Origin of the sequence: Legionella beliardensis (assembly GCF_900452395.1) — a bacterium.
In the GTDB taxonomy this organism is placed as follows: Bacteria; Pseudomonadota; Gammaproteobacteria; order Legionellales; family Legionellaceae; genus Legionella_C; species Legionella_C beliardensis.
Genome location: NZ_UGNV01000001.1, coordinates 738,749 through 762,379, shown reverse-complemented (window position 1 = coordinate 762,379; position 23,631 = coordinate 738,749). Strand labels below are relative to the sequence as shown.

Below are 23,631 nucleotides of genomic sequence, written 5' to 3'. Positions count from 1 at the left end.
AACATAGCTTAGGTGAAACAAAGTGAAACCTGGGTTCCGGCCCTTTGGACCTACACCCAGGCTACTTGCTAGGTCTCACAATATGAATAACGCCGAATATTGTCATTCCCGTGTAGACGGGAATCTAGCCTGATAATGGCATGATGCTAATATTAAGCCTGGATCTCCGCCTACGCGGAGATGGCAGTAAACGTTGACACTGTCCTTAGAAATAACTAGCCTTTTAATGAAGTTTAGCTTGATTTTAAAGACAGTATCTACGTTTAATTTGTCTTAAAAGAGCCATTTGCTCGTCTTTGCGAGCGGAGCGAAGCAATCCAGGTCGGGTGTTGTAAGTAGCACCGATCTGGCTTGCTTCACCTTTGACTTCGTAAAGGTTCGCAATGACTTAGTCTTTCTAACTTCGCTTTTATGTCGAGTTCACACTGAAAGAACAGAGCATTTAAATCATCTCATTAAAACATACCATTGCTATTAGCAGATTCTGCTGGAATTGTTTGAATGACATCCCAATGTTCTACGATTTTATTTTTCTCTAAGCGAAAAATATCAATAATAGCTTGCCCATGCGTGCCAGGCTCTTTTATTGAATGAACATGTAAAATAACATAATCACCTTCCGCCATAACTCGCTTAATCTCACTATGTGACTCGGGAAAAGCTTGCTTTAAATAATCGATGTATTGTTTAAGACCCTCTATCCCATCTTTAGCTAGTGGGTTATGTTGGATATACCATGGCCCTAGATAAACTTCCGCAGCAGAGAAATCTTTATTATTAATTGCTTTTTGATAAAATTGCGTCACAACCTCCTTATTTTTTTCTTGCTCAGTCAAACTGGCTTGCGCCTGAATAGCAAAACCTAATAACAAACAAATTAGCACTATTTTTTTCATTTCATCTCCTTTTTATTAAAAAATTTGATTATAAATGGTATAAAACAATAAAAAAGCGCAAATTTCAGCTTAAATTAATCAGTTTTTTAGATATAAAATGGAAGGCAAAATGGCTAAAGTAACTTTAGAGCAATGGCGAGTATTACAAACTGTTATAGAAGAAAAAAGTTTTGCCAAAGCGGCAGAGAAATTACATAAAAGCCAATCGAGTATTAGCTATACACTAATAAAATTACAAGAATCCTTAGGTGTACAACTCTTAACCCTACAAGGCCGTAGAGCCATACTAACTGAGCAAGGCATGCAAATTTTAAATTTATCTAAGCAACTCACCCGTTTAGCTAAAAATATTGAAAACACAGCTAAAAATTTTAAGTCTACCTACGAGAAATCCTTACGCTTGGCGGTAGATGAAATCTTTCCGCCTAAGCTGCTGCTGACAATACTGCGACAATTTGGTTTAGAGAATACACAAACTCGTATTATTTTAAAACATGGCCTCTTATCAGGCCCTAGCGACCTGTTAGTTAATGGGGAGGCGGAATTAGCTATTATTTCACGCATTCCAGCAGGATATGTCGGTGATAAGCTCATGGATATTCAATTCATTCCTTACGCACACATTGACAGTCCCTTACATCAAAAGGAAGTTACGGTAGATGATCTTTATCATGAACGTTATATTATCGCTCAAGATTCAGGCACAAAAAAACAAAGAAATGAAGGCTGGCTTGGTTCAGAATTTAACTGGAAAGTTAGTTCTATGGAAATGAAAATTCAATGCGTCGCTCACGGCATAGGATTTTCTTGGCTACCTAGCCAATTAGTGGAAGACCGAAATTTGCCTATTAAGCCACTCTATTTGAAACAAGATAATATTCGCACTTACCCTCTATATTTAGTCCATCATAATCCACAAAAAATCGGTCCCTCAGCCCAACAGCTAATGGCTTTATTCCAGAATCATTTAGCACCCGCACGTTAAAAATGATGATTATTTATACTGATTTAACCTTTTTGAGCAACATGACCTACTTGCTTACAGTAACAATCATGAATAAACTTATGTACTGCTTTAATCACAGGCTACCAATAAAAGCGGTTGCCAAAAGACTAGAACCTACTCGTAGAGGGATTTATGCCGTCTAAACTTATACTGAATAAACGCGATGAATTTTTCTTAGCCTTAGGTAAACAAGAACGACATAGTTTTTTAATGTTAGGTGTCGTTAAAGATGGGAATCCTATCTTACTCGCACGAGTAGGTAAAACAAACGACATTGATCCCGATGTTGAGAGCGAGCTTAAAATGACCATGAAATACCTAAGCTCACAAACCCTAGCTAGAATCGCTGATGAGGGCATTGCACGCCAACATGCTCATGAAACGGCTATTGCCTATCAAGCCTATGCAATCAATTATAATCAGACAAAAGAATTCATAGAAATTATTGCTGCAATTGAGAAAAAACAGTGGGCTAATCCAAACTTTGTTAACGCCTTACAGCGTATTTATAAAACCCAAAAAGAGATTGCAAGCCAAGCGATTGAAGCCTATGTTCCTATAGAAACATCAAATCGAGCCAATCTAAAGTCTCATGAGATTGTATTTAAATATAAAAAATTAAAAGAATGTACCTTTCCTCCCACAATAGAGCAGCCGGTAAACTTAAGATCTAAAAATAATATTTTTGTGGACACAAACCAAATTCATGCAGGAAATACTTGCCGTCATAGTGCTGTTAACATCATTGAAGTAATTCTCGGATTTAAAACGAATATCTCAAAGCAATTCTTTATCCCCCTACGGTATAAGACTAAATTAAAAGGAGGCGTGCCTGATAAAACTTCCTTTTATATCTTACCCCCACCACCCACTGTATATAATGATTTAACTCATGATCAAACTCGTGTTCTTAATAAAATCTATAAAAGATTAGAAGAAATTCCTCAGTTAAACTGCACAAGCGCTAAAACCCGAATAAAATTTGATGAATTGAAAAATTTATACAAAGACATTGCGGGCAGCTCAAGCTTAAATGCCACACAACTCCTGGAGCATATAGTAAACTTTTTAGACCAAAAAGAAGCAATATTATTTCAAAAACGCGCTAATCGCTTTATTAGCTTTTTCACACCCGTTTCTAGTACCGAAAAGATGTTTAATAGAATAACAAATAAATTAGTTCTAAAAGAATTAACAGAGGCTGAAGAGTCTACCAAATTTATACCAACAAATTAGGCTATCTATTTTTATCATGACCATTAATGACTAAATACTCTTCGCCAAGCAGATTCTTTAACCACTGATACGCAGCATGTTTTTTATTTGTTACTTTATGTAACTGCATTTGGCCACCACGATTTTCCATATAAGTCGGGCTAAATGCTACTTTAACGATTGCAACCCCTTTATTATTTTTTTCTAAATATAAAGAAAGTAAACCACTGGTGCGATTCTTTAAGCTACCTTGATTAGAAATAAAATTACCCAAAGAATAAGCAACAAATACTTGCTTTCCCTGGCTCGTTTTAAGCCAACTAAATGGCTGCATACAATGAGGATGAGAACCTAAAATAGCTAAAGCGCCCGCCTCGGCTAACTCTTTAGCAAATTTTTTCTGGGATTGATTAGGCTTCGTTTGATACTCTACCCCCCAATGCGGTGTGACTATAACAGCATCATGGCTTTTAGCTAATTGGTCGATAAGTGATAAAATCAGCTGCTTATCGCGATTGCAATGCAACACTTGCCGATATTTATCAAAAATACCATTCGTATCTTGTGTACAAGCAAGCCATACAATAGATAAGTCATTTACTTTTAAAGTACTATACCAGACATCTTGGCTGTTTTGACGCCTGGTACCCGTAAATGCAAGCCAGTTATTATGAAGCAGTGAAATCGTTTTATCTATACCTATTGCATACCTATCTAAAACGTGATTATTTGCTGTAGATACAATATTAAATCCTGAATCCCTTAAGGCAGTAATTAAAGCTGGCGGGTAATTAAACATTGGAAACGTTGTATACGCTTTACTCTCTTTCTCAGTCACATTGCCATGCATGTCTATCATTTCAGCAGCAGGCCCTTCTAAATTGCCATAGGTAATATCTGCAGCTCGTAATTGTGGAATTACGGCTAACCAAATTGACTTAAAACCATCTTTGCCTCCTTTCTTTTGCAAAGGCAGATGTAATAATACATCGCCTACAGCGATGATATGGACTTGATTAGCTAACGTTACAGTATTTAATAGCAACAAAAACAGGAAAATTAGCGGGCGCACATGAGCTTAGCAATAAATAAAAGTAGTGATTGCTATTCAGAAATTATGCCAATATTTATTAAACCCTTTTTAGTCCTGCTAAGGCCTATTAACTAAACTACTTTAGAGGGTAAGACTTTAATATTTGTATCCTTAGAATAAGCCTCTAAAATATCATGAAGCAATTGCTCAATGACGCTTTGTTTAGCATCTTCCTCAATTAAACCTTCCTGTGCTTTCACAGCTGCTAACCGCTCTTCTACTTCTTTAGCAACTGAGCCATTAGGAAATAAATTAGCTAATACACGTCTTGCTTCAGCAGGCCCTAAGTGTCTATATAAACGATTACGAACTGCAGCATCTTCAGCGGTAGTACTAAAAGCCCATAACTCAATTGGGCCAAGCGTTAAAGTAAGTAACTGTACATTAATACCATTCTTAGTCGAGTATTGAGCTAAGAACGTTGCTCCGCCAGCCCGTGGGCCATGAACGCGTGTACGAAGAGCAATTTTTGCAGTATCAGATAAACCAAAAATTTGTGTGGTTTTGTCTACTGCTTGAGAGGGACCCGCATCCATAATATAAATAGATGTGGCAAAATCAATCATGACGGAGTCAAAATCTTCTACAGATTGAGAAAGCAAAGCAATTTGCACCTTCCATTTTCTACCTTCACGCATATCAATAATAACTTGATCACGAACAGCCGCTGATTTTGATGTACGATGGAATTCATCATAAACAATACGCTTAGGATCTTCGCGAATCTCTAATATACGATTTTTATGGTAGTCTTTGTACTGATCAGGAATATTGCTCATACTCTCTTCAGTTAGGTAATAATGGCGAGCCAAAACATACCGAGCAAGCATATACATAACTGCAGTTTGCCTATCGGCAGCATCACCACCACTTTTTGCTACTTCATCTAAATCCAGAGAGACTATACGCGCATCACCGATATCGAAACTCGTCACCCGTGATAAGATTGGGTATTCACGTACGGCGCCTGAAATCATGCGTGAAAACGCGTTGATTAACGATTCGCCAGTTGGTGTGGTAACTTTTTCATACAAATCCTCAATAGATGCTGTACGGCAAATTGAGGCGGCATCGGCAATCAATGGCATAGCATAGCGTTGAGCTAATAACGCTTCATGTATAAAGCCTGCTGAGTACAAAGAATCTGTCACTTCCCACCACGTTGATTTAGAATCTCGAATAAACCCAATTTCTTCTAAAATACTATCAATAAACTCCTCTACACCTGGTGCATAAGGAGTAGGATTGTATTCATCCGCCATACTTCTATACAGCTCGTCAACAACCATACCTGCTAAATCTGCCATGCCATCATAGGGCTTTAAAGCACCTAACGGTGTGGTAAGCAAGGTTAAAAAATTAACTAAAAAAGAGCGCTCATTCGCTGTCGGATAACGACAGCCTAGCTGCGTATCGAAAGGATTAATTGAGTACTCAGGCGTCATACGCAAGCGATGATAAGCAGCTAAATGACGTTTAGAGACAGGAAGTGCTTCTTTAATAAGAGAAATCAAACCACTACTTGACGGCCCAATATCAATAATGGCAATACGTGGTAATCTATTTAAACCTGCTGATAGGCATAGTGCTAAGTTAAGCGCATTAGACAAAACAGATTTACCCGATCCAGGACGCGCATACATTAAATCAATCCAAGTCGTCTGCTGCGTGGAACCAGGTTGGTAAGGCCAAGGTTTACCATCAGGCGAGCGAAATAAAATCGCCCCCGTTTTCCATGGTGAGGCAGGTCGTGTAATTGGCAGCATGGTTATGACATCAGACAGAGGTGCAACAGAAGGCACGGCTGCGCTATTTGTTGTGGTAGCTGGCATGCTTGATACAAAGCCTGCAAAAGGATCACCACAAATTTCTGACACATCGGTAGAGCCCCACCCCTGAAGTGCCTTAACTAATTCAGAACTACGACGCCGTAAAAGTGCGATATCGCCTTCAGGTGCCCAGGTTGTTGCAACAACGCGTAATTTAACAATGGCATCATCAGTATTAAGTTGTAAATATTTTAATAAATTGACTGAATCACTAATTAACCTATTCTGCGCAGAAGAGAAACTTAAGATGGCAGACAATAAGCCCTTAAATTTAATCGTGTCTAAACCTTCACTTTCAACTAAAAATGCAATTCGCCAAGGAACATGGGCAGGTAAAATCCGGGCAAAAAGACTGATAAAGGGTCTAACCTCTTTAGGAAAGAGATCAATAAATACCGAAGAATATATTTTATTACCGACTTGAACTGTTCTTAAATCCATCGAATACGCATCACGAGGAATGATTTGTTTTGCTAGGGATGGCCATAATAAATCGGAAGGATCACCCTCAAAATCATTAATTTCCCGTGGATAAATTTTATCACCCGGTAAAGTAGCTCGCCAATCATCTGCCGTAAAATCAGGATCAGCAGTGGTGCGAATCGCTTTTATTGCATCATGAACCTCAAGCAAGCTAGCAAATATATTAAGGGCAGCGAAGTCATTTAATATAGCGCGTACATAAGCTTCGTGAGTATCTCTAAGCTCAGGAACTGCGGCATAGATAGTTTGGGTATTTTTAAAAGGCGGCGCTTTAGTGTCTTTTATCATTTTAAGCTTCGCTCTATTAGCAGCCTTTAATTGATCTTGGGCCAAATTAAAAGGTCTGGTATAGAGAACAAAAAACACCTTTTCATCAGCACAATACTGGGCTAAATAATCAATTCGCTCCTTAAATAAATCAGCTAAATTAAGCTCAAGCCTGTCAGCGGTGTTATGTGCTGGCTCATAAATATTCTCAATGACCTTTTTTATGTTTTGCTTATCATGGCTAAAGAAAACTTGTAAGGCATGCCCAGGCCTACCCATGGCTGCTTGAAATGCATTAGTTAGCCCCTCAACGAGCAAGTGAAATTCATCATTTCCAGCGAGCGCTGTAATGCCTTCTACTTTGATAATAGACAGCAAAGAACCATCATGATTGACTAGTACTGTTGGACTATCTGCTGTTTCTAACTCACAATAAGATTCTGTCGTCTGCTTTAAAGAAGTACTAAGCCAGGCGAAAAAAGTATCCACACCTTCAAAAAAAGACTCTGCCAACTTACCCATACTCTTTCCTATTTTAGCTTAAATGCAACAACTGTAGCTAAATAACCATTCACACCTTAAGTTTAACTATCAGGCTTATTTTCTCTGATCTTTTTAATTAATAAGCTACTTAAAGCTCATTAAACTAGTTCCCAATCAGCCTGTCGTTTTTTGCATAATCCGCTTACCTATATGCTTTGCTCTAGCAAGTTCAAAGACACTTCCAATCATAGTCCTTTAAAGATAACCTGTATACTTATGCATTCCTATTTATATATAGAATATATTTCAGATTAATTCTTTATCAAGGTGATTAAATTTTATAAGATTAGCCATTTTCGGCCATTTCTTCTAATGCGCTTGCAGCCCATTGCTCAATTTGCATACGGAACTTCGCTCTAGAAGGTAATAGTCGAATATTATGAAAAAGTTTATCTGCTGTGTCAGGGGGTGTGCCCGAATCTATAATTAATTGACCAAAAATAGCGGGATCACTTGTCCCTTCACCGAATTTCTCTTCAACTGTTTGCGCCCGAAACTTAAAGCTTCGATAAATATTCTGTGCACTTGTTTTATAGCCTGTATCATTGGTAATAGCGCAAAATAGAACATGGCATAAGCTATTTAACTCGGGCTGCGAAAGTTCAGGTAAATAAATTAAAGTACCGCCTCCATATCCGCCAACGCCTACTGATTCTACAAAAAAACATTGTGCGCAAAAACAGCAAGCAGTCACTAAATTAGTTAAGCGATTATTCATATAGTTGCTATCAAGGTTTACTACCTCTTGAAACAACTTTGCCTGAAAGCCACAAAACTGGCAGGTATATCGATCACGTTGAAATACTTTTAATTCAAACGCTTTAAATCGCTCATCAGCTTTTCTAGCTGAATATAGGCGCCAAGAACCAGGACTGGCTACAAGTTTTAAATTCTTATGCCCTTGATTACTAGCCATCGATTTGTACTCAATTACTTAGTAAAAAACAATAAAGAAACTCAGAAGGCTAGAAGCCTTCTGAATTTTCCAATTAATTAGCTGTTATTTACCTGTTGTAGTATAAATTGTTCCACTTGGGCCAGCTGTCTTACCACCGTCACTACCAAACATGGTGTAACCCGCAACGTTTAGAATTGATGGTAAAAACAATAACGCGGCTGCAATTAGCACAAGCGCTATTGGCGTACCAATTGGAATTTGCGTTGGGTTATCTTTATGTTGCTTAAATTTCATAATAGCACCAATAGAAAACCCTATACCCGCTACGTATGAACCGCCAGTAATTAGTCTGGTTACGTTGGCAAAAGAGTCAACAATACTTGATGCCATAGTGCCAATTGTTTGGTTAGTGGAACCCGCAAATACTGATTCTGCTACAACCATTAACCCCAAACACGTAACCCAAGCAAATAACCTTTTAACTTGAATTTTTTCAAAAAAAGACGAGCTTTTCACTTTTCTTCTCCTATAAATTAACTTGTGCCATATAATGTATTATTAATTATTTCTAAAGTAAGAACAATGTTCATTGCTAGAATGCCACCAAAAACATGAACCATCCCTTTACCTAGCCCCCCTGGGGACTGACCTTGTGAGGACGAGCGCGCAATCAATACCCACCCTCTTACAAACGCGATCACTCCAATAACTTGAATAACAAGCGCTAAAGATTGACCAACCATACTATCACCCCCAAATAGAGTGTTTAGTGTGGGATTTTGGCTACTTACAGACGCATATTGAAGGATGTTAGAAGAACCAAACGTGGTGTTAAGCAGAATAGCTAACCCGGTAGGAAAATAAATAAAAATTCCCGCTACAAATAAATAAGCTAAAGGCTCTTTTAAACTAGCGTGGCTAGACATCATCGTGCGCGCCTCTCCATAGGACTTTAAAGTATAGATGGCTTTAAACGCAAAAGATATTCCTATAACATACGCAGCCCCTGTTATAAGCCGCTCTACAGGCAATAAACTTTGCGCAATATTAATTATTATATCTGCACTAGAGGCTATTGAGTTGCCAATTGAACCGCCACCTGTTGCCATAAAATGCCTCAACTATCTTGTTGGCTGAACCTAATTATTTGTCCCGAGCTTGTCAAAACACGCCCCTGATTAGGATCAATCAATTTAACTACACCATATCCTGGAATATTCGTGCCCTCCCTTACCGTAAGTGTAGACCCATTTGATGCAATTAACCACGCCCTACCGGGAATAACAGCTTGAATATAATAGATAGTACGAGGAGCAATAACACGCCGTACTACTCGTTTTATTTTTGGTGCTTTTTTAACCACTGTTAACGCAGTAAGTTGATTTGTCTGCCTCTCAATTGTAGCAGAAAGTGTAGTAATAATTTGGCTCAAATTGTCCATCTTTACATTTAAATTACTTATATTTGTATTGATCGAGGTAAGTTGATTGCTTAAAGTACCTATATCTGAGCGAATATTTTGCTGATTTATGTCCAAAGCAGAGACTTTTTGATCAAGTTGACTTATATCTGGTGAAGGAGGAGTAGTTACTGTTGTCGGTGTTTGAGTCGTTGTGGTAGACGTAGATGACGTCGTTGTTTGAATCGGTGCAATGTCGGTCGGTTGCGTTTGCTGCGTGGTGTCAGTAATAGGTGGCGTTGTTATAGTAGATGTTGCACCATTAGGCTGTGTCATACCATTAGTAGTAGTTGTCGCTGTCTGATCTGTAGAAGGTGTGACCGAGGGAATACTCGCATCAATAGATGTCGTTCTTTTAGTGAAAAAAGAACTTACAAATTTATAAACAACTAACGCTACAATAATGAGGGCTACTGCAATAAGCGCATTCCTAAGCACATTACTCCTTCCCGAAGTAGAATGAACTTCCGTTGTACGCCTTTCTATAACCTCATCATCGCGCCCCATGGGATCAGGGCTAATAGTGTCATAATCTGTAAATTCATATTCATCATTATCTTGAATTTTATCTACCATGTCCTACCTACTTTTAGGTTAAAGAGTCATTAAATCTTGAGTAAATAATACACCTATTCCCGTACCAGAATAGACATAGACTGTCGTAGGCGTAGAAAATTGCTGCTGTGCCACTTGGCCCCAATTTTTACCTACGGTTGCCAAGCCAATAACAGCGTTTTCTAGCGCAGAGCGCCCAATACCATTTTGAATGGTAACATTATCACCGCCGCCGGTACCACCAATTGTAACTTGCGTATTCGCTGACTGAAATGCGTTACCGAATCCTTCCAAGAAAGAAGAGGCAAACAACGAACCATAGCGCAATAGATAATGATGATCAGTACGACTTGAAAGAGCAGTTCTAGCAGTATTCATATCAATTGCATAAGCATTAATTGAAGTACTTTTATTTGCACCCGGAACAGACATCGTATTAAAGCTTATCACCATTTTGTCAGCATTATTAGGCAAATTGAAGCTACCAATTAATTTTGCACCTTTGAATCGGCCAGAAACAACCGTTGCTAAAATTGGCCCTGGCTCATCACTGTTTATTGAGGTATCAATTACAGCAAAAAGAATATCACCTGTTTTAATTAAAGCCTTTTGCGGTGGCGCATTACTATTTGAATTTATGAGTGTGGCTGGGCTATTAGTTGGTCCTCTAGTAACCGTTGTTACTTTTGTTGTCGCTTTAGTCTCTGGGTTTCCAGCACTATAGACTTGAGTTGTCACTCTTGACCAATTTTGCAGATATTGATTTGCTGCGCCTAGCATTTGTGACTGCCTATCTTGTATGCGCTGCTGGTATCTTTGGTCAGCCATCTGTTGATTTTGCCGGTCTAAAACAGCCTGCATTTGAGCATTTCTAGCAGCAGCCAGGTTAGCCGCTGGAATATTACTAGCATAAGGATTAACGGTAGTAACACCCGGCCCTGTAACCCCAATAGCAGGAATCGCTGAAGCTGAACCTAGGCCTGTTGGTGGCGCATTAAGTCCTGGAATTTGTGCACCTGCTGCTTGGGCACCAGCAATATCATTCGGACTGAAGCCTGCGTTTTGTAGCTCCGCTGCTGTAAAGCCTGCATTAGCTAAATCTTGTGCTGTGAAACCCGCTGCTTTTAAGTCAGAAGCACTAAATCCTGCATTCTTTAAATCTTGCGCGCTAAACCCTGCCTCTTTTAATTGTTGAGCACTAAAGCCGGCCGCTTTTAAGTCTGCTGCACTAAATCCTGCATCTTTTAAGTCTTTGGCAGAATAGCCAGCCGCTCTTAATTGACCGGCATTAAAACCTGCAGCTTTCATTTGTGCAGCTGTAAAACCCGCTTCTCTTAGCTGTGCTGGTGTGAAACCTGCATTAGCTAAATCTCGCGCTGAGAAACCAGCATCGCGCAATTCTCTTGCTGTATATCCTGCTGCTTTCAATTGGTCAGCTGTAAAACCTGCATTTCTTAATTCTGCCGCAGTAAAGCCTGCGTTTCTTAAGTCTGCTGCTGAAAAACCAGCTGCTTTTAAGGCCGCAGCACCACAACCTAATGTTTCTCTAATCGTGGCTGCTGAAACACCGGCGGCGCGAGCAGCACTTAGCGCTGCGACATTACAATCAGCAGTCCTGCCTGCCGCTATTAATGCAGCAGGCGTGGTACTTACTTGACTAATCTGCGCTGGTGTAAACCCTGCTGCGGCTAAATCTTGCGGTGAAAAACCTGCACCCGCTAAAGCGCTAGCATTATAGCCTGCAGCCCGCAAAGTTTGAGCACTACAGCCATTTAATTCGCGTATTTGAGCAGCTGAAACCCCTTGTCTTAGTAAATTAGCTAATTTGGCAGGGTCACAATCAGCAGCGCGAATAGCCACAGTAGGATCTGCTAAAGCTGCTCTAATTTGGTCTGGCGTAAAGCCTGCTGCAGCTAAATCTTGAGGCGAAAATCCTGCTTCTAATAAATCAGCAGGGCTAAATCCAGCAGCTCTTAATGTTTGGGCACTACAACCATTTAGATCATGAATTTCTTTCGCTGATACGCCTTGATTAAGTAACGTGCGTAATTTAGTAGGATCACAATCAGCAGCACGAATTACATCATTACTAATTGGCGTTAATCCTGCATTTATCTGAGCTGGTGTGAAACCTGCATTTTCTAAATCACCTCTTGAAAACCCAGCTGCTCTTAATGTTTGTACATCACAGCCATTTAGATCATGAATTTCTTTCGCTGTTACGCCTTGATTACGTAAAATTCTTAATTTAGCAGGATCACAGCCCGCAGCCCGAATCGTATCATCACTAACAGGTGTCGTGCCTGCATTTATCTGCGCTGGTGTGAAACCTGCATTTTCTAAATCATCATCGGTAAATCCTGCGGCTCGTAGCGTTTGCGGATTACAGCCCGCATACTGACGAATAAGCCTTGCACTAACACCCGCTAATCGTTCATTGCGTAGCGCAGCCACATTACAATCAGCCTGCCTTATCTCGTCTGCTGTAATCCCTGGCGGTAATTGAGATTGCGCAGCAGCAATTTCAGCAGGTGAAAAACCGGCTTGGCTTAAATCAGCTGGTGTAAAACCTGCATTGAGCAAATCACGGGCGCTATAACCGGCTTGGCGTAATTGGGCCGGAGTAAAGCCTGCATTTTTTAAGTCTGCGGCAGTAAATCCAGCATTTCTTAATTGTTGTGCTGTAAAGCCAGCAGCTTTTAACTGCGCTGCACTGCAACCATTAATACGTCGAATAGCACCAGCACTAACACCAGCTGCGCGCAAACGAGCTAATGCTGCAGGTTGGCAGTCAGCAGAGCGTACATCGCCTATTGAAATATTATGGGGTAAGCCACTTGCACGAGCTATCTCTTGATCATTAAAACCAGCCCCTTTTAACTCGCCATCAGTAAATCCGCCATCTTTTAATTCTTGAGCTGTAAAACCAACAGCGCGAAGCTCACAAGCATTAAATTGACAAGTCCGTAAGCGTTCGGCAGTATAACCTATACTTCTAAACTGGCTGGCATTAAAACCAGCTGCTTTTAATTCCTGACAAGAACATACCTGCTGCAACGCATTAATTTGATAGCCGACATCTTTAAGTTGAATACAGCTACAAGCATTTCGCAGTACGGCGAGACTTGCACCTTGTGCCACAACTTTAGTAACCGTTGCCTTACTGCAATTATTATTTTGCAAATCTTGTAACCACAAATCTCGTTGAGTGCCTGCTTGCTCAGCAATGTTAAGCCCTGTAAAACTCAAGCCTCCTTTTCCACCTTGAGATCCTATACCTTGCACGCCAGCGCCAAGCTCTTGAGAGCGTACAATTGTCGGTATAGCACTACCACCTGTTTTTAACGCAGCCTGGGCTTGTGATACATTTTGTGCCTCTTGCAACTTAGCATATTGAATAGTTGGATCAAGCGCGCCAGGAATAGACTGAATGCCAGGCGCATTGGTTACATCAGAACGACCTAGCGAGGCATCGTCAGTAGAACGCATAAAACGGGTTAATCCATATAAAACGGCTAAAACTAATAGTACTAACGTAAAAATAATAATAACGCGTGACCGGGTATTGGTGAATAACGCTTTTAGATTTTCTTTTCTACCTGCCATTTGATTATAACCCTTCTACCTTAAGCTGCATGACTTTTCCATGCCAAGACACAAGTAAAACAGGTGATTTTTGCATTTCATAGGCATGCATACCATCCCCACTTGTCATACTACTAATCCATCCTGGCGATAAAATCGTAAGGTTAGTCCTGACATACATTCTATTATTTAACAGCCATGCTCGTGCATCACCGCCACTAACAATTAAACGCTGGCTCCCACCAGGCGGTACACCATCAAGCACGTGTAATAAAATATCATTTGCACTGGGTGGTGGCCCTACTTCAGTAGGCATACTGACCGCATGGGGACCATATCCTTGAACACGTAAATCAACTCGGTAATCCACTGCTTTTTGACCAGGAATAAGCGTTAACATGACAGGTGTGTTCAATCCTCTTAATCTAACAGCCAAATTTCCATAATTATATAACCTAGTCGCCTGAATCATTAACGTATTACTCGTTCTATCCCATTGAATATTAAATGAGGAGGGATCACCAAGGTCATAGGCGCTAATAGGCCATGGAGCCCCTGTAGAATCTAAGAAAACTAAGGAAGAGACAAAACCCTGCGCTAAACGAATAACAGGTGGTGTAGACCCTGGAGATAAGTTGACAAATTGCGATGTTGCCGTTGGTTTAGGTGGCGTGCCAGCTGGCGAAGCTTGAGCATATTCTGACGTATGAAACAATTGCTTTAACCGTATAGTCTGTTCTGGCGTTAAAGGAAATAATTGGCGAGCAACGCCTTCAAACGCATGAGCATCTATCACTTCAGGATTTACAACTGGCGCTGGATTTACTGCTGGTTGGCCTGGCCCTGGAGCCGTCGTTGTTACGGTAGTAGAGGTAGTTGGGGGTGCTGCATTAGTTGTTGTAGTAACCGCTGTCGTTGTGTTTGTTGTTGCAGGTGTAGTGGCTATGTTTGGCACAACACTTGTAGGCGGTGTAGGTGTGGTTGTGCTCGTTGTACTTGTGGTCGTGCTAGCGCCACTTGCTGTATTGGCATCCCCTGCTTGGTTTTGTTGATTGGCTAAGCGTTGTTGTAATAAGCGCAACTGCTGTAGCGCTTGCTGGGCCGAATCTGATTGATCAGCGGCATATAAGGGTATATGCAGCGCGCCTATAGCAAGCATCAAACCAAATGGCGCAGCGATACTTTTTTTTATTTTAGACATCATTAGGTTACTCCACCACTAGCTGGGCCAACCACAAATTGGGCAATCCCTATACCTCGAGGTGAATTAAGTGTTGATACCCGCGTTATCAGCATAGTAACCACATTATTTTGCTGAGAAAATTCGCTCGCACTCTGATAAGTTACTAACACTGGCATCTGTACTCGCCAAGAGTAACGACCATTTAATATACCTTTTTGCAAAATAATAGGTGCTCTTGTTGCCACAGCAGATACAATGAGCTTTTTAGCTTTAACTGCATCTAAATTATTAGATTGCTGTAATGCTGTTAAAAACTGCTGCCAACCTTCAGCGGTGAAAAATCCTGATGCTGCCTGTAATTCATCCCGATAATTAACAAAGTTATAAGTAAAGGCAGCAATTGCAGCTTGGTTAGCCCACTGCAATACAGCTGAATCAGCCTGATTAGGTTCATTAAGTGGGAAAAGAGGAATAATCCGGCCATTGATACTGGTCGCAAAATATTTTGGCGCTGGCGGGTGAGTTAATAGGTACGCTAACATGCTTCCCAAAATTAAATTGGTAAGAATGGAAATCAGCAATCCTAAAATCATTTTTCGTTGACCATCGCGATAAAATTCATTGCGAAGGTTTACCGCTGTTAGCGCATCTTTAACCATATTTTCCTCTTTTTATTGTGGTATGGCTTTTTCTTCATTATCATCAACTGGGTCAGGTGGAAGTATGAACTGTGATGTATAATTTGGCGTAGCTAATGGAGTAAGCTCAATAGGCGGAGTAATGCCACTTGTGGCATAAAATGCCCGCACTGGCTCGTTTAGATAAATATAACCTATAGCAATACATAACAGCACATTAGTCGCCATAGACAGTAGTAAAAACTTTAATGCTCGCCTATAGGTCACTACGTAAAATGACTTAGATTGTTTTATCCTATTCCAAGACTGACGACTCATTTAAACCTCATTTAAGGCATTAAGCAATATATGTTTATTATTTTCTAAAAATTATTGTGCTTTAACTAACACATACTTAACCACCATCAAAACCATTTTAACACCTTAACCAATGGCAGCATCTAAATATAGTTATGCTACAGCATCTCGGAAAGTAATTTCTATTCGTGAATTTACTGTCCGCTCTCCCCCAGGTGTAAATGTTGAAATGGGTTTCTCACTACCCGCCCCTTCAGCAAAAATAAAACGACTATCCACGCCTTGAGACCACAAATAATCAGCAACTGCTCGTGCCCGCGCTAAGGTTAATGATTGCTCTCTTTTAGAAGACACATATTGAGTGCTATAACTGGTAACATTAACCCCTACCTTTCTAAATTGCTGCATAAATTTAACAACTTTATTTAAAATTGTATAAGATTCCCATTTTATTCTCGGAGACTGATCAGCAAACAAAGCAGCGGACGGAATACTAATTAAATAGTCTGAGCCAATCGTGATAACTTTAACACCACAGCGAGCAAAACCTGCTTGCTGTGCAATAACATAGGCATCTGAAGAACCAGCAACACGTCTAGGTAATTTAAAGCCTTCGTGTTTAAGAAGCAATAGCTTGCCATTTCCACAACAGCAGCCTACCAACATTAGCGAAGCTACTATAATAGAACATCGGTTTAACATCGTTAAAAAACCAACACGCACTCGTCTCACTTAAAATCCCAGTACCAATAATTGCCGATTCATTTTATTCAAATCAAAACATACAAATCTTCGCGTTACAAGCCATTCGTAAAAAATTCATTAAACATCTTTAAAGATGCACATTATGAAATCAATAATAAGACCTACAAAAACCGAAGGAGGAGGTAAAGCATATGCTTAATGAGGAAATCTAGATAAATTAAATAACCGAATTAAAAATATGTTTAACAAAAGATTAGGGGTTTTCGTAAGCTCTAAACAATTTGTATTATTTCAGCAGCTTACTTACCTCACGCTCTACTTATTGTCAAGTATTTAGCAATAGCTCTTCTAAATTTCATTGATGGCCGTAAGCATTATTACATAGAAAACCAAGCTAGAAGAACGAAGTCGTTGCGAACGAAGTCGTTGCGAATCTTTACGAAGTAAAGGTGAAAGAATATAGTCAGGTACGTTTGTTAAAGCTTGAACTGGATTGCTTCGCTTCGCTCGCAAAGACGAGAGCTGGTATCCACACTATGTTAGTAGCCAAGGTCTAAGGCCCGGGGCTGGCGTAAACCTTCGAAGCACAAGGATGTGCTTCGAGAGCGCTAGGATGGCTTTATGCGTGTTTACGGCAGCCCCGGGCCTTAAACCTTTGCTGGCACTGATAGCTAAGCTCCTTGAGATCAGAAAGACTATCGTAAACCTTCGAAACACATAAGTTTATTCTTCTTTACTTTCTAATTTAGCTTTTTCACGCTCACTAATGAGTTTGTCAGCAAGTTGGTTAGCCAAATCTGCTAAGTCTTCGGCACTAATATAATCTCTTTCCTCTGGTGGATAACTAGTCGCTGTTTTGAAATCCTTAATCAGCTCATTGGCAATGGAACCCGCATATTTATCCTTTGCTCCACTGAGTCGCTCAATATTAGATAAGTAATTGCGTGTACTATTGACATCCAATAGCGGTTGAGAAAACTGCTCAGTATCCTTAACTAGGACTGGCAATGATCCTGCTTGCTGTCGCAACTTACTAAAGATAGTTAAGGCACCCTCTTCTTCTTCCTCAACGATTTCTTCAAGAGGCGGCAATTCATTATGGCCATGATAAGCAAGTAAGGCGGCCACACCCCGCTCTATTGGCTCAGCAACCGTAGATTCATGCAATGCTTTCGTAATCAGAGTAATCTCTTCACTTTCAAGGTTTTTATTAATACTTAAATCACCACTATCTAAGATACGTTGGAATCCAGAAAGTTGTTTTTGTAATTTTGCTAAATAATCATCAGCAGGTGGTTCAACTTTTAAGAATTGATTTAATTTTAATTTCTTAACAGGCTTAGGATTGGCATAAAACATGCGAGCACGCACAATTTTTGATTTAAAGAAAATATGCGCCTCACCTTCAGTTTGTTCTTTTAAATCTAATAAGTCGATACGAGCCCGTTTTTCAAAGGAAGAACTTTTAGTATCCATATAGCTATTTGCAATACTGGTTTCTTTGGTTTGGAAAGAATCCACTTTAGTGACATAAGCTTCACCAGCCGTTTTAGTAAAGAAGTCCCATGTTTCCGTTGGATCTTCAAGCTTCATACAAATCTTAATATTGGTATTTGCACCAATTGAAGCAGCCTCTTCCTTAGACGCTTTCTGAAACGCTGGCAAATCTTGACCAGCAAAGATAGCTGAGAAACCTAGAGAACGAGCCTGAGCAGGCACCACTGCAAACCCTTGTACCGCATAATAACCATACTCATCCAAAATACACATATAAGGTGTAGGCGCATTAGTTGCTTTACGCTCAATCACATCGCGGTAATCGCCTTCTACTTCTTCACCTAAACCTGCCGCCATCATCGCTTTTAACGAAGAGACAATGACTTTTCCTAAGTTAGCTAACTCATCAGGTGATTTTTCTAAAGCAGGTAACAATACAACCAAGATGCGACGATTTAAGACGACGTCTTTAAAGTCTACTTCGGCAAGATTAGTTCTAATAATATGGCCATACGTGTCTGCTAAAGAAGAAAACGTTCGGGTTAATTGCATCGTAATAAAACCATGCTGTTCTAGTACTTGTGATACTTGTTTCCCTTTCTTTTCTTTATTATAACCAGGCAAGTTAAATACATAGTTACGTAGGGGGTCAGTTACTAATTTAGGTACTGATTCAATGTTGATACTTTCTTGCTCATCGCGCGGGAAAACTTTATCAATAACAATCGCTTCTAAGCGATTTAAATCAAAATAATTACGAATAGTATTAGCATCTAGTAAAATAGCGCCTTCATCTCGCATATAAACCAGCAATTTCATTAAGGCTTCCACGAAGCTTATTGCCCGGCCTTTCCACATATCACCATCCGAGGATTGGTTAGATGAACCCATCAAGCTAACAACCAATTGCGTTAGCATGCTTGATGATCCTTGGCAGAAAGGATTAAGTGTATTAGACAGGCGTTTTTCTTGTGGGCCGATAATATCTCTAGCGCCCGTCATGAAATTAATAAGGAGTAGATCGTCCTCACGCCCCATGCTGCGTACCATAGAGAAAACTTTAGCATACAGTGAGTTATCGCCTTTACCGTCTACATAGATAAATCCACTGGCTTGAACTAACGCATTAAATGCCAATGAAACTAAGGCTTCTGTTTTACCACTACCGGTTGAGCCAAATATCAATGCATGCGTTCGCATATCTTCATTAGCAAACCAAAGCTCTTCATTTGTTTTTCTATCATTACCAAAATAGGTGATGCCGCGCGCAACATTCGGTGTTTGGATACCAGGCTTTAAATCATTGTAATCCTTTACGTGGGCAATTCGTGGTAATCTAAAAGGAAGCGTTTGTTTTCGAGTATAGCTATACAGAAAACTAAGAAATCCGACAATTAACATGAGTGTAGCAACCGCAGAAGCATAATAGGCTACGCCTGCTAAGGTAACTAACACTATTGATATATTCGTTGGGTCTGAAAAAAAATCTGCAATACGCTGCCCTATAGTACGAGTGTCTCGTAAAAGCAACGTCGGATCAATTTCATGCCTTGAATCAATACCACGCATCATGGCTTTAACTCCTGCAATTCACGCGGAGACAACTTAACTTCCTTCACGGCTATCTCTAGCGCTTTAATCGCTTCATCAATCATAGGTACTAACGAACGCCTACCTAGTGCTTTCTCTGCAACCCAATGCGCAAATGGGCCTGCTACCTCAGCAAATGGCGTTTGTCTACCAACACTATTAAGCATATACCATAATCGCCTGTCTAGGGGCTTTAACCATAAAAATTCTGCGCTAGGGACAACACCGTCTTTACGTGCACTTGCTAATAAAGAAGCCATTACAGTCAACATATAAGCGTGGCCGTTTGTTATTTCTTGAATAAGCTCAGTATTTTCATATTTTTTTAAAATAGGCCTTGCTACTGAAAAATCTGGTTTACCTTCGGCGCAGGTTTTATCTAACCTTTCTAAAATCATACTTGCAGCGGCACGATCCCGATTAATACGCGCCATAAATACAGCGGCTAGCGCATAAGCTTGTGGTGGACAACGCTCAAAACCTTCCCAATAAGGGCCTAGTTGTAGCGTAAAAACTCGCTTTGCATCACCACGGCGAACACCAGCCGTAAATTCCATGCCTGGAACTGGATTATCTAGTATAGCATCATCTTTTTTGAGTAAATTATATTTACGTGCAAACTCCATAGGGGATAGCGCCATTGCCCATGGACCTTTACTAACATCCTCACTCACAATATCTTCTTTAACTACTGGCATGATAGCTGGCCAGTTAAATTGCTCTTGTGCGCGCAATGACTTCATGTCATGGGCTCTACGAAATTTTAACGTAATGTTTGATTTGTATAATAAAATAGCTAGGCAAACTAAAATAACAACAATCGGATAACGAATATAATCACCCACACTTTCTGTAAGCTGCACAAGTTGCTGCCACTGAACAGACGCAGGATTTAAGGTCTGCATTAAGTAAACATCATTAGCAAGCTTAGAATCTTCAATAAATAAATTGATTAATTTAGCCTGTATAACATTTAAATTAAAAATAAAAGATACAATATATTGATGGGCAGTGTGCCAGATGACAAATAAAACCAAAAATACCAGTATTGTAATCCACACTGGCGCCATGGAATTATCGGTGTTTCCGCCACCCCCTTGCTGTGGTTGTTGGGCCATTGGCTACCTAAACTCAGTTATTTTATTCAAGTATATACTTATCATTATACTTGCAGCAGCTAAAATTGTAGAGATTTTAATTACTTTGCAATGAATGTTCTACACCTTGAGCAGCTGCCTATATAACCCGCTCTTTAACTAAAATTTCTTCCTCAAATTATGTAACACTTGCTTGTACTTCTATCCACTTTAATAATTAATACAATTAAATTACATTTTATATCGCGAGATACAACTAAGCAGCCATTATTAAACGCCCTCTTACATAATGATAAGTACCAGAAAGATGGACGAAATAGTTGACATGATTAAGATCTAGCGACTTATCCCTTAAGGTCAAAAGCACTTTACCAAATTTATCCCTAGGCGCCCTATCCGGAGGGACGGATAAAATATGGCTTTTATCTACAAAAATAGAAACATAAGCCTCGTTTAATTTATTTTCCTTTGATTTAACTAAATTTTTAACATCTTCTTCGTTTTCGTAAATAGGCCGAGAAATCATGTGACGAGGTAAATTAATTAAAATGCGTTCCCAAGCTTGGATATTATTACCTTCCGTCGTATACAAAGAAATAAATACTTCTTGTTGGTTTTGATTAGGCGATTTACCACCTACATGACTAGGCTTATTCTTTAACTGCTCTGCAGAATCTAAATGAGTAGCAAGCTTGCTATGAAAGTCTTGCAAGCTCTTTCCAATCACTTTTAGAAAATTAGATCCTTCCCAAGGGCCTTGGTTAATCGCATTTTCTAATAGCTTTAGGATTGCTTTTATTTGTTGCTCAGTTAGATCGTTATTATTCATAGCACGAATTTCTTAAAAACAAATAGGTTGAACTAAATATAAAGGAAGTATAACAGCATTCAACTAGGAAAAGTTGAATACTGTTTTAAATTTTAAGGACGTGAATAAGAAGGGGTAACATCTTGAGATTCAGTTAAATGCTCGTTATTTTGCTCATTAGCTTGAGCTTGTAGTTCTTTTTCAGCGTTAAATTCAGGGCCTTTGGTAACAATTGTTTCAATACCACGGTTAGTTTCACTTAAAATTGAACGGGCTTGTTTATTATTACTATTGTTATTTATAGTCAAAAACTTATCCAGAGCACCCAAAAATCTGGTCATTTCTGCTCTACCCTCTTGTACAATTTCTTTTCCTATAGCCTCTGTTTTTACACTAGCTTGGCCTTTTTCAGCGGTAGATGTAGTATTTTTTTGAAAGAGGCTAAACCTTTGAGAAGCTGCGCTGTAATTACTCATTGTAAATCCCAACCCTTTAGATGACAGTTATAGCTTAACAGAATTTTGCTTAAGAGAAACTTAAAAACACATAAAAATTGCAATTTTTTTACAATCGATTGATTAATATCTCTTTCCGCCAAAATTTATAGCAAGTTAAGTTTTGGTATCCATTTTATGTACATTAATTATACAACAACATCAGTTAACATTCAATAGCTTTCTTCTCTAACTACGAAAAGCTTAACAATTGATTATTTTAGTTATTTTTAAATCTATTTGAATAATTTTTTGTGAATAAAGTGAGAAAAAACAAGCAACTCTTTTAAATAAAGCGTCATAACTTATTTAAGCCTTTACTGTATTGCGATATCTAGTCATACATTAATTCATCAAGGGGCGTGTGATCGCGACTTGGCCCGCCTTGAATAAGTTCATTAAGAACATCAGTCATACATAATAAACGTAATGAATTAGGGGTTACTTCATCAAAGACAACTCGAATTCCTAACAGTGCATTTTCCGCTTCGTCAAAGGTGGCCCCTAGCCCATAGCCTAAACAAAGGGAGCATAATTGATCAGCACGTCGAGCAATAGCCGGTAATAGACCCGTTTCTGAAAATACTTCATCAAAACTAACAAAGCGATCGTTTAAATAAAATTTAGCATTCATCGAAGCAGCAATTAGCGCCATGCTTTTACGAATATCTGTGCTCATACTTATCGCCACCAAGGTTGAGATGATTTAACAGGGCCTGCAAAAAAACTTCTAATCCATCTTAAAAACACCGGCACAGTAAAACCATAATGCTCAATGATCCCAAAAAAAACAGCAGATATAACAACTAATGCAGCAGTCCAGAATCGAATATGCATTAAAAATAAAAAAATAGGAAATGCTGCTCGTGCATCTACAATAAAAAAACGAGCACTTCTTGCAGAGTCACGCCAATGTGATGTCTCAGCAAAACCAGCCATATAAGCTACCTCCAACAACCTTAAATCACTTAACGTCAATTGCTCTTTTAATTTGGTCTACGATAGCAAAAGACATTTCTGATGTCGAATACTCTTGTAAGTATATATCATACTGATGCTATTCATTTAATGAAGGGTGAATTTTTAAGAAAACTAAATTTTATAGAAGAAGGAACATGAAATAAGAAGCAAAATTAGCCTTATTAATAGAACGATTAAATCAGCTAATTAGCTCTGAGGCGTTAAATCAAAATCCCCTTTACGAGGCGTAGAATTAGCCATACACATCTCAGTAATATCAGCCAAAGACCTTGTTGGGCCTGCAACGACAGCCTTATTTGGCATGAGTTCATCGCCCTTAATTACTGTTTTAGTACCTATAGGCTCATTTTTGACTAAGCCTGCTAATATATTTTTTGTGCTATTTGCCATAAAGCACCTCTCATTAATTCTTACAAGTTAAGAGTAGCAAAACAAAATTAAGGTTTTATTAAATATATTTAAGCTATAGCATCTTTTTTCAATTTATAAAACATTTTTTCAAGTTTGTGGCG

General features: G+C 39.3%; 21 protein-coding genes. 2 read left to right on the top strand and 19 right to left on the bottom strand.

Annotated elements, in window-relative coordinates; genetic code table 11:
- Positions 1–455: 455 nt before the first annotated feature.
- A complete protein-coding gene (locus tag DYE47_RS03455; protein WP_115301927.1) occupies positions 456–896 on the bottom strand; it encodes a nuclear transport factor 2 family protein in 441 nt (146 codons plus the stop codon).
- A gap of 109 nt (positions 897–1,005) precedes the next feature.
- Between DYE47_RS03455 and DYE47_RS03450 the strand changes: the two genes are divergently transcribed.
- Both DYE47_RS03450 and DYE47_RS03445 read left to right on the top strand, forming a co-directional pair.
- Positions 1,006–1,881 carry a LysR family transcriptional regulator gene (locus tag DYE47_RS03450; protein ID WP_115304002.1) on the top strand — a complete coding sequence of 292 codons (876 nt, stop codon included), beginning with the start codon at positions 1,006–1,008 and terminating at the stop codon, positions 1,879–1,881.
- 153 nt (positions 1,882–2,034) lie between these two features.
- On the top strand, positions 2,035–3,138 hold the full coding sequence (locus DYE47_RS03445) for a hypothetical protein (RefSeq protein ID WP_115301926.1): 1,104 nt from the start codon (positions 2,035–2,037) through the stop codon (positions 3,136–3,138).
- A gap of 1 nt (position 3,139) precedes the next feature.
- On the opposite strand, the gene DYE47_RS03440 is transcribed toward DYE47_RS03445, so the two are convergent.
- From DYE47_RS03440 to DYE47_RS03355, 18 genes are all read right to left on the bottom strand, one after another.
- Complete coding sequence (locus DYE47_RS03440; protein ID WP_115301925.1) at positions 3,140–4,189, bottom strand: CapA family protein; 1,050 nt, start codon at positions 4,187–4,189, stop codon at positions 3,140–3,142.
- 92 nt (positions 4,190–4,281) lie between these two features.
- A complete protein-coding gene (locus tag DYE47_RS03435) occupies positions 4,282–7,311 on the bottom strand; it encodes a type IV secretion protein IcmB (RefSeq protein WP_115301924.1) in 3,030 nt (1,009 codons plus the stop codon).
- A 307-nt stretch (positions 7,312–7,618) separates the two neighbouring features.
- Positions 7,619–8,248 carry a type IVB secretion system protein IcmJDotN gene (gene icmJ / locus DYE47_RS03430; protein WP_115301923.1) on the bottom strand — a complete coding sequence of 210 codons (630 nt, stop codon included), beginning with the start codon at positions 8,246–8,248 and terminating at the stop codon, positions 7,619–7,621.
- A gap of 84 nt (positions 8,249–8,332) precedes the next feature.
- Positions 8,333–8,674 (bottom strand): type IV secretion protein IcmD, encoded by a 342-nt coding sequence (locus DYE47_RS03425; protein ID WP_115304001.1) that lies wholly within the window; start codon positions 8,672–8,674, stop codon positions 8,333–8,335.
- 89 nt (positions 8,675–8,763) lie between these two features.
- Positions 8,764–9,339 (bottom strand): type IV secretion protein IcmC, encoded by a 576-nt coding sequence (locus tag DYE47_RS03420; RefSeq protein WP_115301922.1) that lies wholly within the window; start codon positions 9,337–9,339, stop codon positions 8,764–8,766.
- A gap of 8 nt (positions 9,340–9,347) precedes the next feature.
- Positions 9,348–10,265 carry a type IVB secretion system protein IcmG/DotF gene (gene icmG / locus DYE47_RS03415; protein WP_115301921.1) on the bottom strand — a complete coding sequence of 306 codons (918 nt, stop codon included), beginning with the start codon at positions 10,263–10,265 and terminating at the stop codon, positions 9,348–9,350.
- A gap of 18 nt (positions 10,266–10,283) precedes the next feature.
- Positions 10,284–13,850 carry a type IVB secretion system protein DotG/IcmE gene (gene dotG / locus DYE47_RS03410; protein WP_115301920.1) on the bottom strand — a complete coding sequence of 1,189 codons (3,567 nt, stop codon included), beginning with the start codon at positions 13,848–13,850 and terminating at the stop codon, positions 10,284–10,286.
- A 4-nt stretch (positions 13,851–13,854) separates the two neighbouring features.
- The gene (locus tag DYE47_RS03405; RefSeq protein ID WP_115304000.1) at positions 13,855–14,988 is read right to left on the bottom strand and encodes a DotH/IcmK family type IV secretion protein; all 1,134 of its coding nucleotides are present in this window, start codon (positions 14,986–14,988) and stop codon (positions 13,855–13,857) included.
- A gap of 44 nt (positions 14,989–15,032) precedes the next feature.
- The gene (locus tag DYE47_RS03400; protein ID WP_115301919.1) at positions 15,033–15,671 is read right to left on the bottom strand and encodes a type IVB secretion system apparatus protein IcmL/DotI; all 639 of its coding nucleotides are present in this window, start codon (positions 15,669–15,671) and stop codon (positions 15,033–15,035) included.
- Positions 15,672–15,683: 12 nt separating this feature from the next.
- Positions 15,684–15,968 carry a type IVB secretion system protein IcmM/DotJ gene (gene icmM / locus DYE47_RS03395; protein ID WP_115301918.1) on the bottom strand — a complete coding sequence of 95 codons (285 nt, stop codon included), beginning with the start codon at positions 15,966–15,968 and terminating at the stop codon, positions 15,684–15,686.
- A 132-nt stretch (positions 15,969–16,100) separates the two neighbouring features.
- Positions 16,101–16,679 (bottom strand): type IVB secretion system protein IcmN/DotK, encoded by a 579-nt coding sequence (gene icmN / locus DYE47_RS03390; protein WP_115301917.1) that lies wholly within the window; start codon positions 16,677–16,679, stop codon positions 16,101–16,103.
- Between the two features lie 696 nt (positions 16,680–17,375).
- On the bottom strand, positions 17,376–19,721 hold the full coding sequence (locus DYE47_RS03385; protein WP_115301916.1) for a TraM recognition domain-containing protein: 2,346 nt from the start codon (positions 19,719–19,721) through the stop codon (positions 17,376–17,378).
- The gene (gene icmP, locus DYE47_RS03380) at positions 19,718–20,857 is read right to left on the bottom strand and encodes a type IVB secretion system coupling complex protein DotM/IcmP (protein ID WP_115301915.1); all 1,140 of its coding nucleotides are present in this window, start codon (positions 20,855–20,857) and stop codon (positions 19,718–19,720) included. The genes DYE47_RS03385 and icmP overlap by 4 nt, the downstream gene beginning before the upstream one ends.
- 235 nt (positions 20,858–21,092) lie before the next feature.
- A complete protein-coding gene (gene icmQ, locus DYE47_RS03375) occupies positions 21,093–21,665 on the bottom strand; it encodes a Dot/Icm secretion system protein IcmQ (RefSeq protein WP_115301914.1) in 573 nt (190 codons plus the stop codon).
- 92 nt (positions 21,666–21,757) lie between these two features.
- Positions 21,758–22,120: a hypothetical protein gene (locus tag DYE47_RS03370; protein ID WP_115301913.1), complete on the bottom strand. Its 363-nt coding sequence runs from the start codon at positions 22,118–22,120 to the stop codon at positions 21,758–21,760.
- Between the two features lie 352 nt (positions 22,121–22,472).
- Entirely contained in the window at positions 22,473–22,817 is a 345-nt protein-coding gene (locus tag DYE47_RS03365) for a type IV secretion IcmS family protein (RefSeq protein ID WP_115301912.1), read from the bottom strand.
- Positions 22,818–22,819: 2 nt separating this feature from the next.
- Positions 22,820–23,077 (bottom strand): IcmT/TraK family protein, encoded by a 258-nt coding sequence (gene icmT, locus DYE47_RS03360; protein WP_115301911.1) that lies wholly within the window; start codon positions 23,075–23,077, stop codon positions 22,820–22,822.
- A gap of 228 nt (positions 23,078–23,305) precedes the next feature.
- The gene (locus tag DYE47_RS03355; protein ID WP_115301910.1) at positions 23,306–23,509 is read right to left on the bottom strand and encodes a hypothetical protein; all 204 of its coding nucleotides are present in this window, start codon (positions 23,507–23,509) and stop codon (positions 23,306–23,308) included.
- Positions 23,510–23,631: the final 122 nt, after the last annotated feature.

Bases quoted from the DNA above. Each gene is read 5' to 3' on its own strand.
- DYE47_RS03450 (WP_115304002.1), top strand. From the start codon at position 1,006: ATGGCTAAAGTAACTTTAGAGCAATGGCGAGTATTACAAACTGTTATA.
- icmM (WP_115301918.1), bottom strand. From the start codon at position 15,968: ATGAGTCGTCAGTCTTGGAATAGGATAAAACAATCTAAGTCATTTTAC.
- DYE47_RS03405 (WP_115304000.1), bottom strand. From the start codon at position 14,988: ATGCTTGCTATAGGCGCGCTGCATATACCCTTATATGCCGCTGATCAA.
- DYE47_RS03365 (WP_115301912.1), bottom strand. From the start codon at position 22,817: ATGAGCACAGATATTCGTAAAAGCATGGCGCTAATTGCTGCTTCGATG.
- icmT (WP_115301911.1), bottom strand. From the start codon at position 23,077: ATGGCTGGTTTTGCTGAGACATCACATTGGCGTGACTCTGCAAGAAGT.
- DYE47_RS03445 (WP_115301926.1), top strand. From the start codon at position 2,035: ATGCCGTCTAAACTTATACTGAATAAACGCGATGAATTTTTCTTAGCC.
- icmQ (WP_115301914.1), bottom strand. From the start codon at position 21,665: ATGAATAATAACGATCTAACTGAGCAACAAATAAAAGCAATCCTAAAG.
- icmG (WP_115301921.1), bottom strand. From the start codon at position 10,265: ATGGTAGATAAAATTCAAGATAATGATGAATATGAATTTACAGATTAT.
- DYE47_RS03355 (WP_115301910.1), bottom strand. From the start codon at position 23,509: ATGGCAAATAGCACAAAAAATATATTAGCAGGCTTAGTCAAAAATGAG.
- icmP (WP_115301915.1), bottom strand. From the start codon at position 20,857: ATGGCCCAACAACCACAGCAAGGGGGTGGCGGAAACACCGATAATTCC.
- DYE47_RS03400 (WP_115301919.1), bottom strand. From the start codon at position 15,671: ATGGTTAAAGATGCGCTAACAGCGGTAAACCTTCGCAATGAATTTTAT.
- DYE47_RS03370 (WP_115301913.1), bottom strand. From the start codon at position 22,120: ATGAGTAATTACAGCGCAGCTTCTCAAAGGTTTAGCCTCTTTCAAAAA.
- dotG (WP_115301920.1), bottom strand. From the start codon at position 13,850: ATGGCAGGTAGAAAAGAAAATCTAAAAGCGTTATTCACCAATACCCGG.
- DYE47_RS03420 (WP_115301922.1), bottom strand. From the start codon at position 9,339: ATGGCAACAGGTGGCGGTTCAATTGGCAACTCAATAGCCTCTAGTGCA.
- DYE47_RS03435 (WP_115301924.1), bottom strand. From the start codon at position 7,311: ATGGGTAAGTTGGCAGAGTCTTTTTTTGAAGGTGTGGATACTTTTTTC.
- DYE47_RS03385 (WP_115301916.1), bottom strand. From the start codon at position 19,721: ATGATGCGTGGTATTGATTCAAGGCATGAAATTGATCCGACGTTGCTT.
- DYE47_RS03455 (WP_115301927.1), bottom strand. From the start codon at position 896: ATGAAAAAAATAGTGCTAATTTGTTTGTTATTAGGTTTTGCTATTCAG.
- DYE47_RS03425 (WP_115304001.1), bottom strand. From the start codon at position 8,674: ATGGTTGTAGCAGAATCAGTATTTGCGGGTTCCACTAACCAAACAATT.
- icmJ (WP_115301923.1), bottom strand. From the start codon at position 8,248: ATGGCTAGTAATCAAGGGCATAAGAATTTAAAACTTGTAGCCAGTCCT.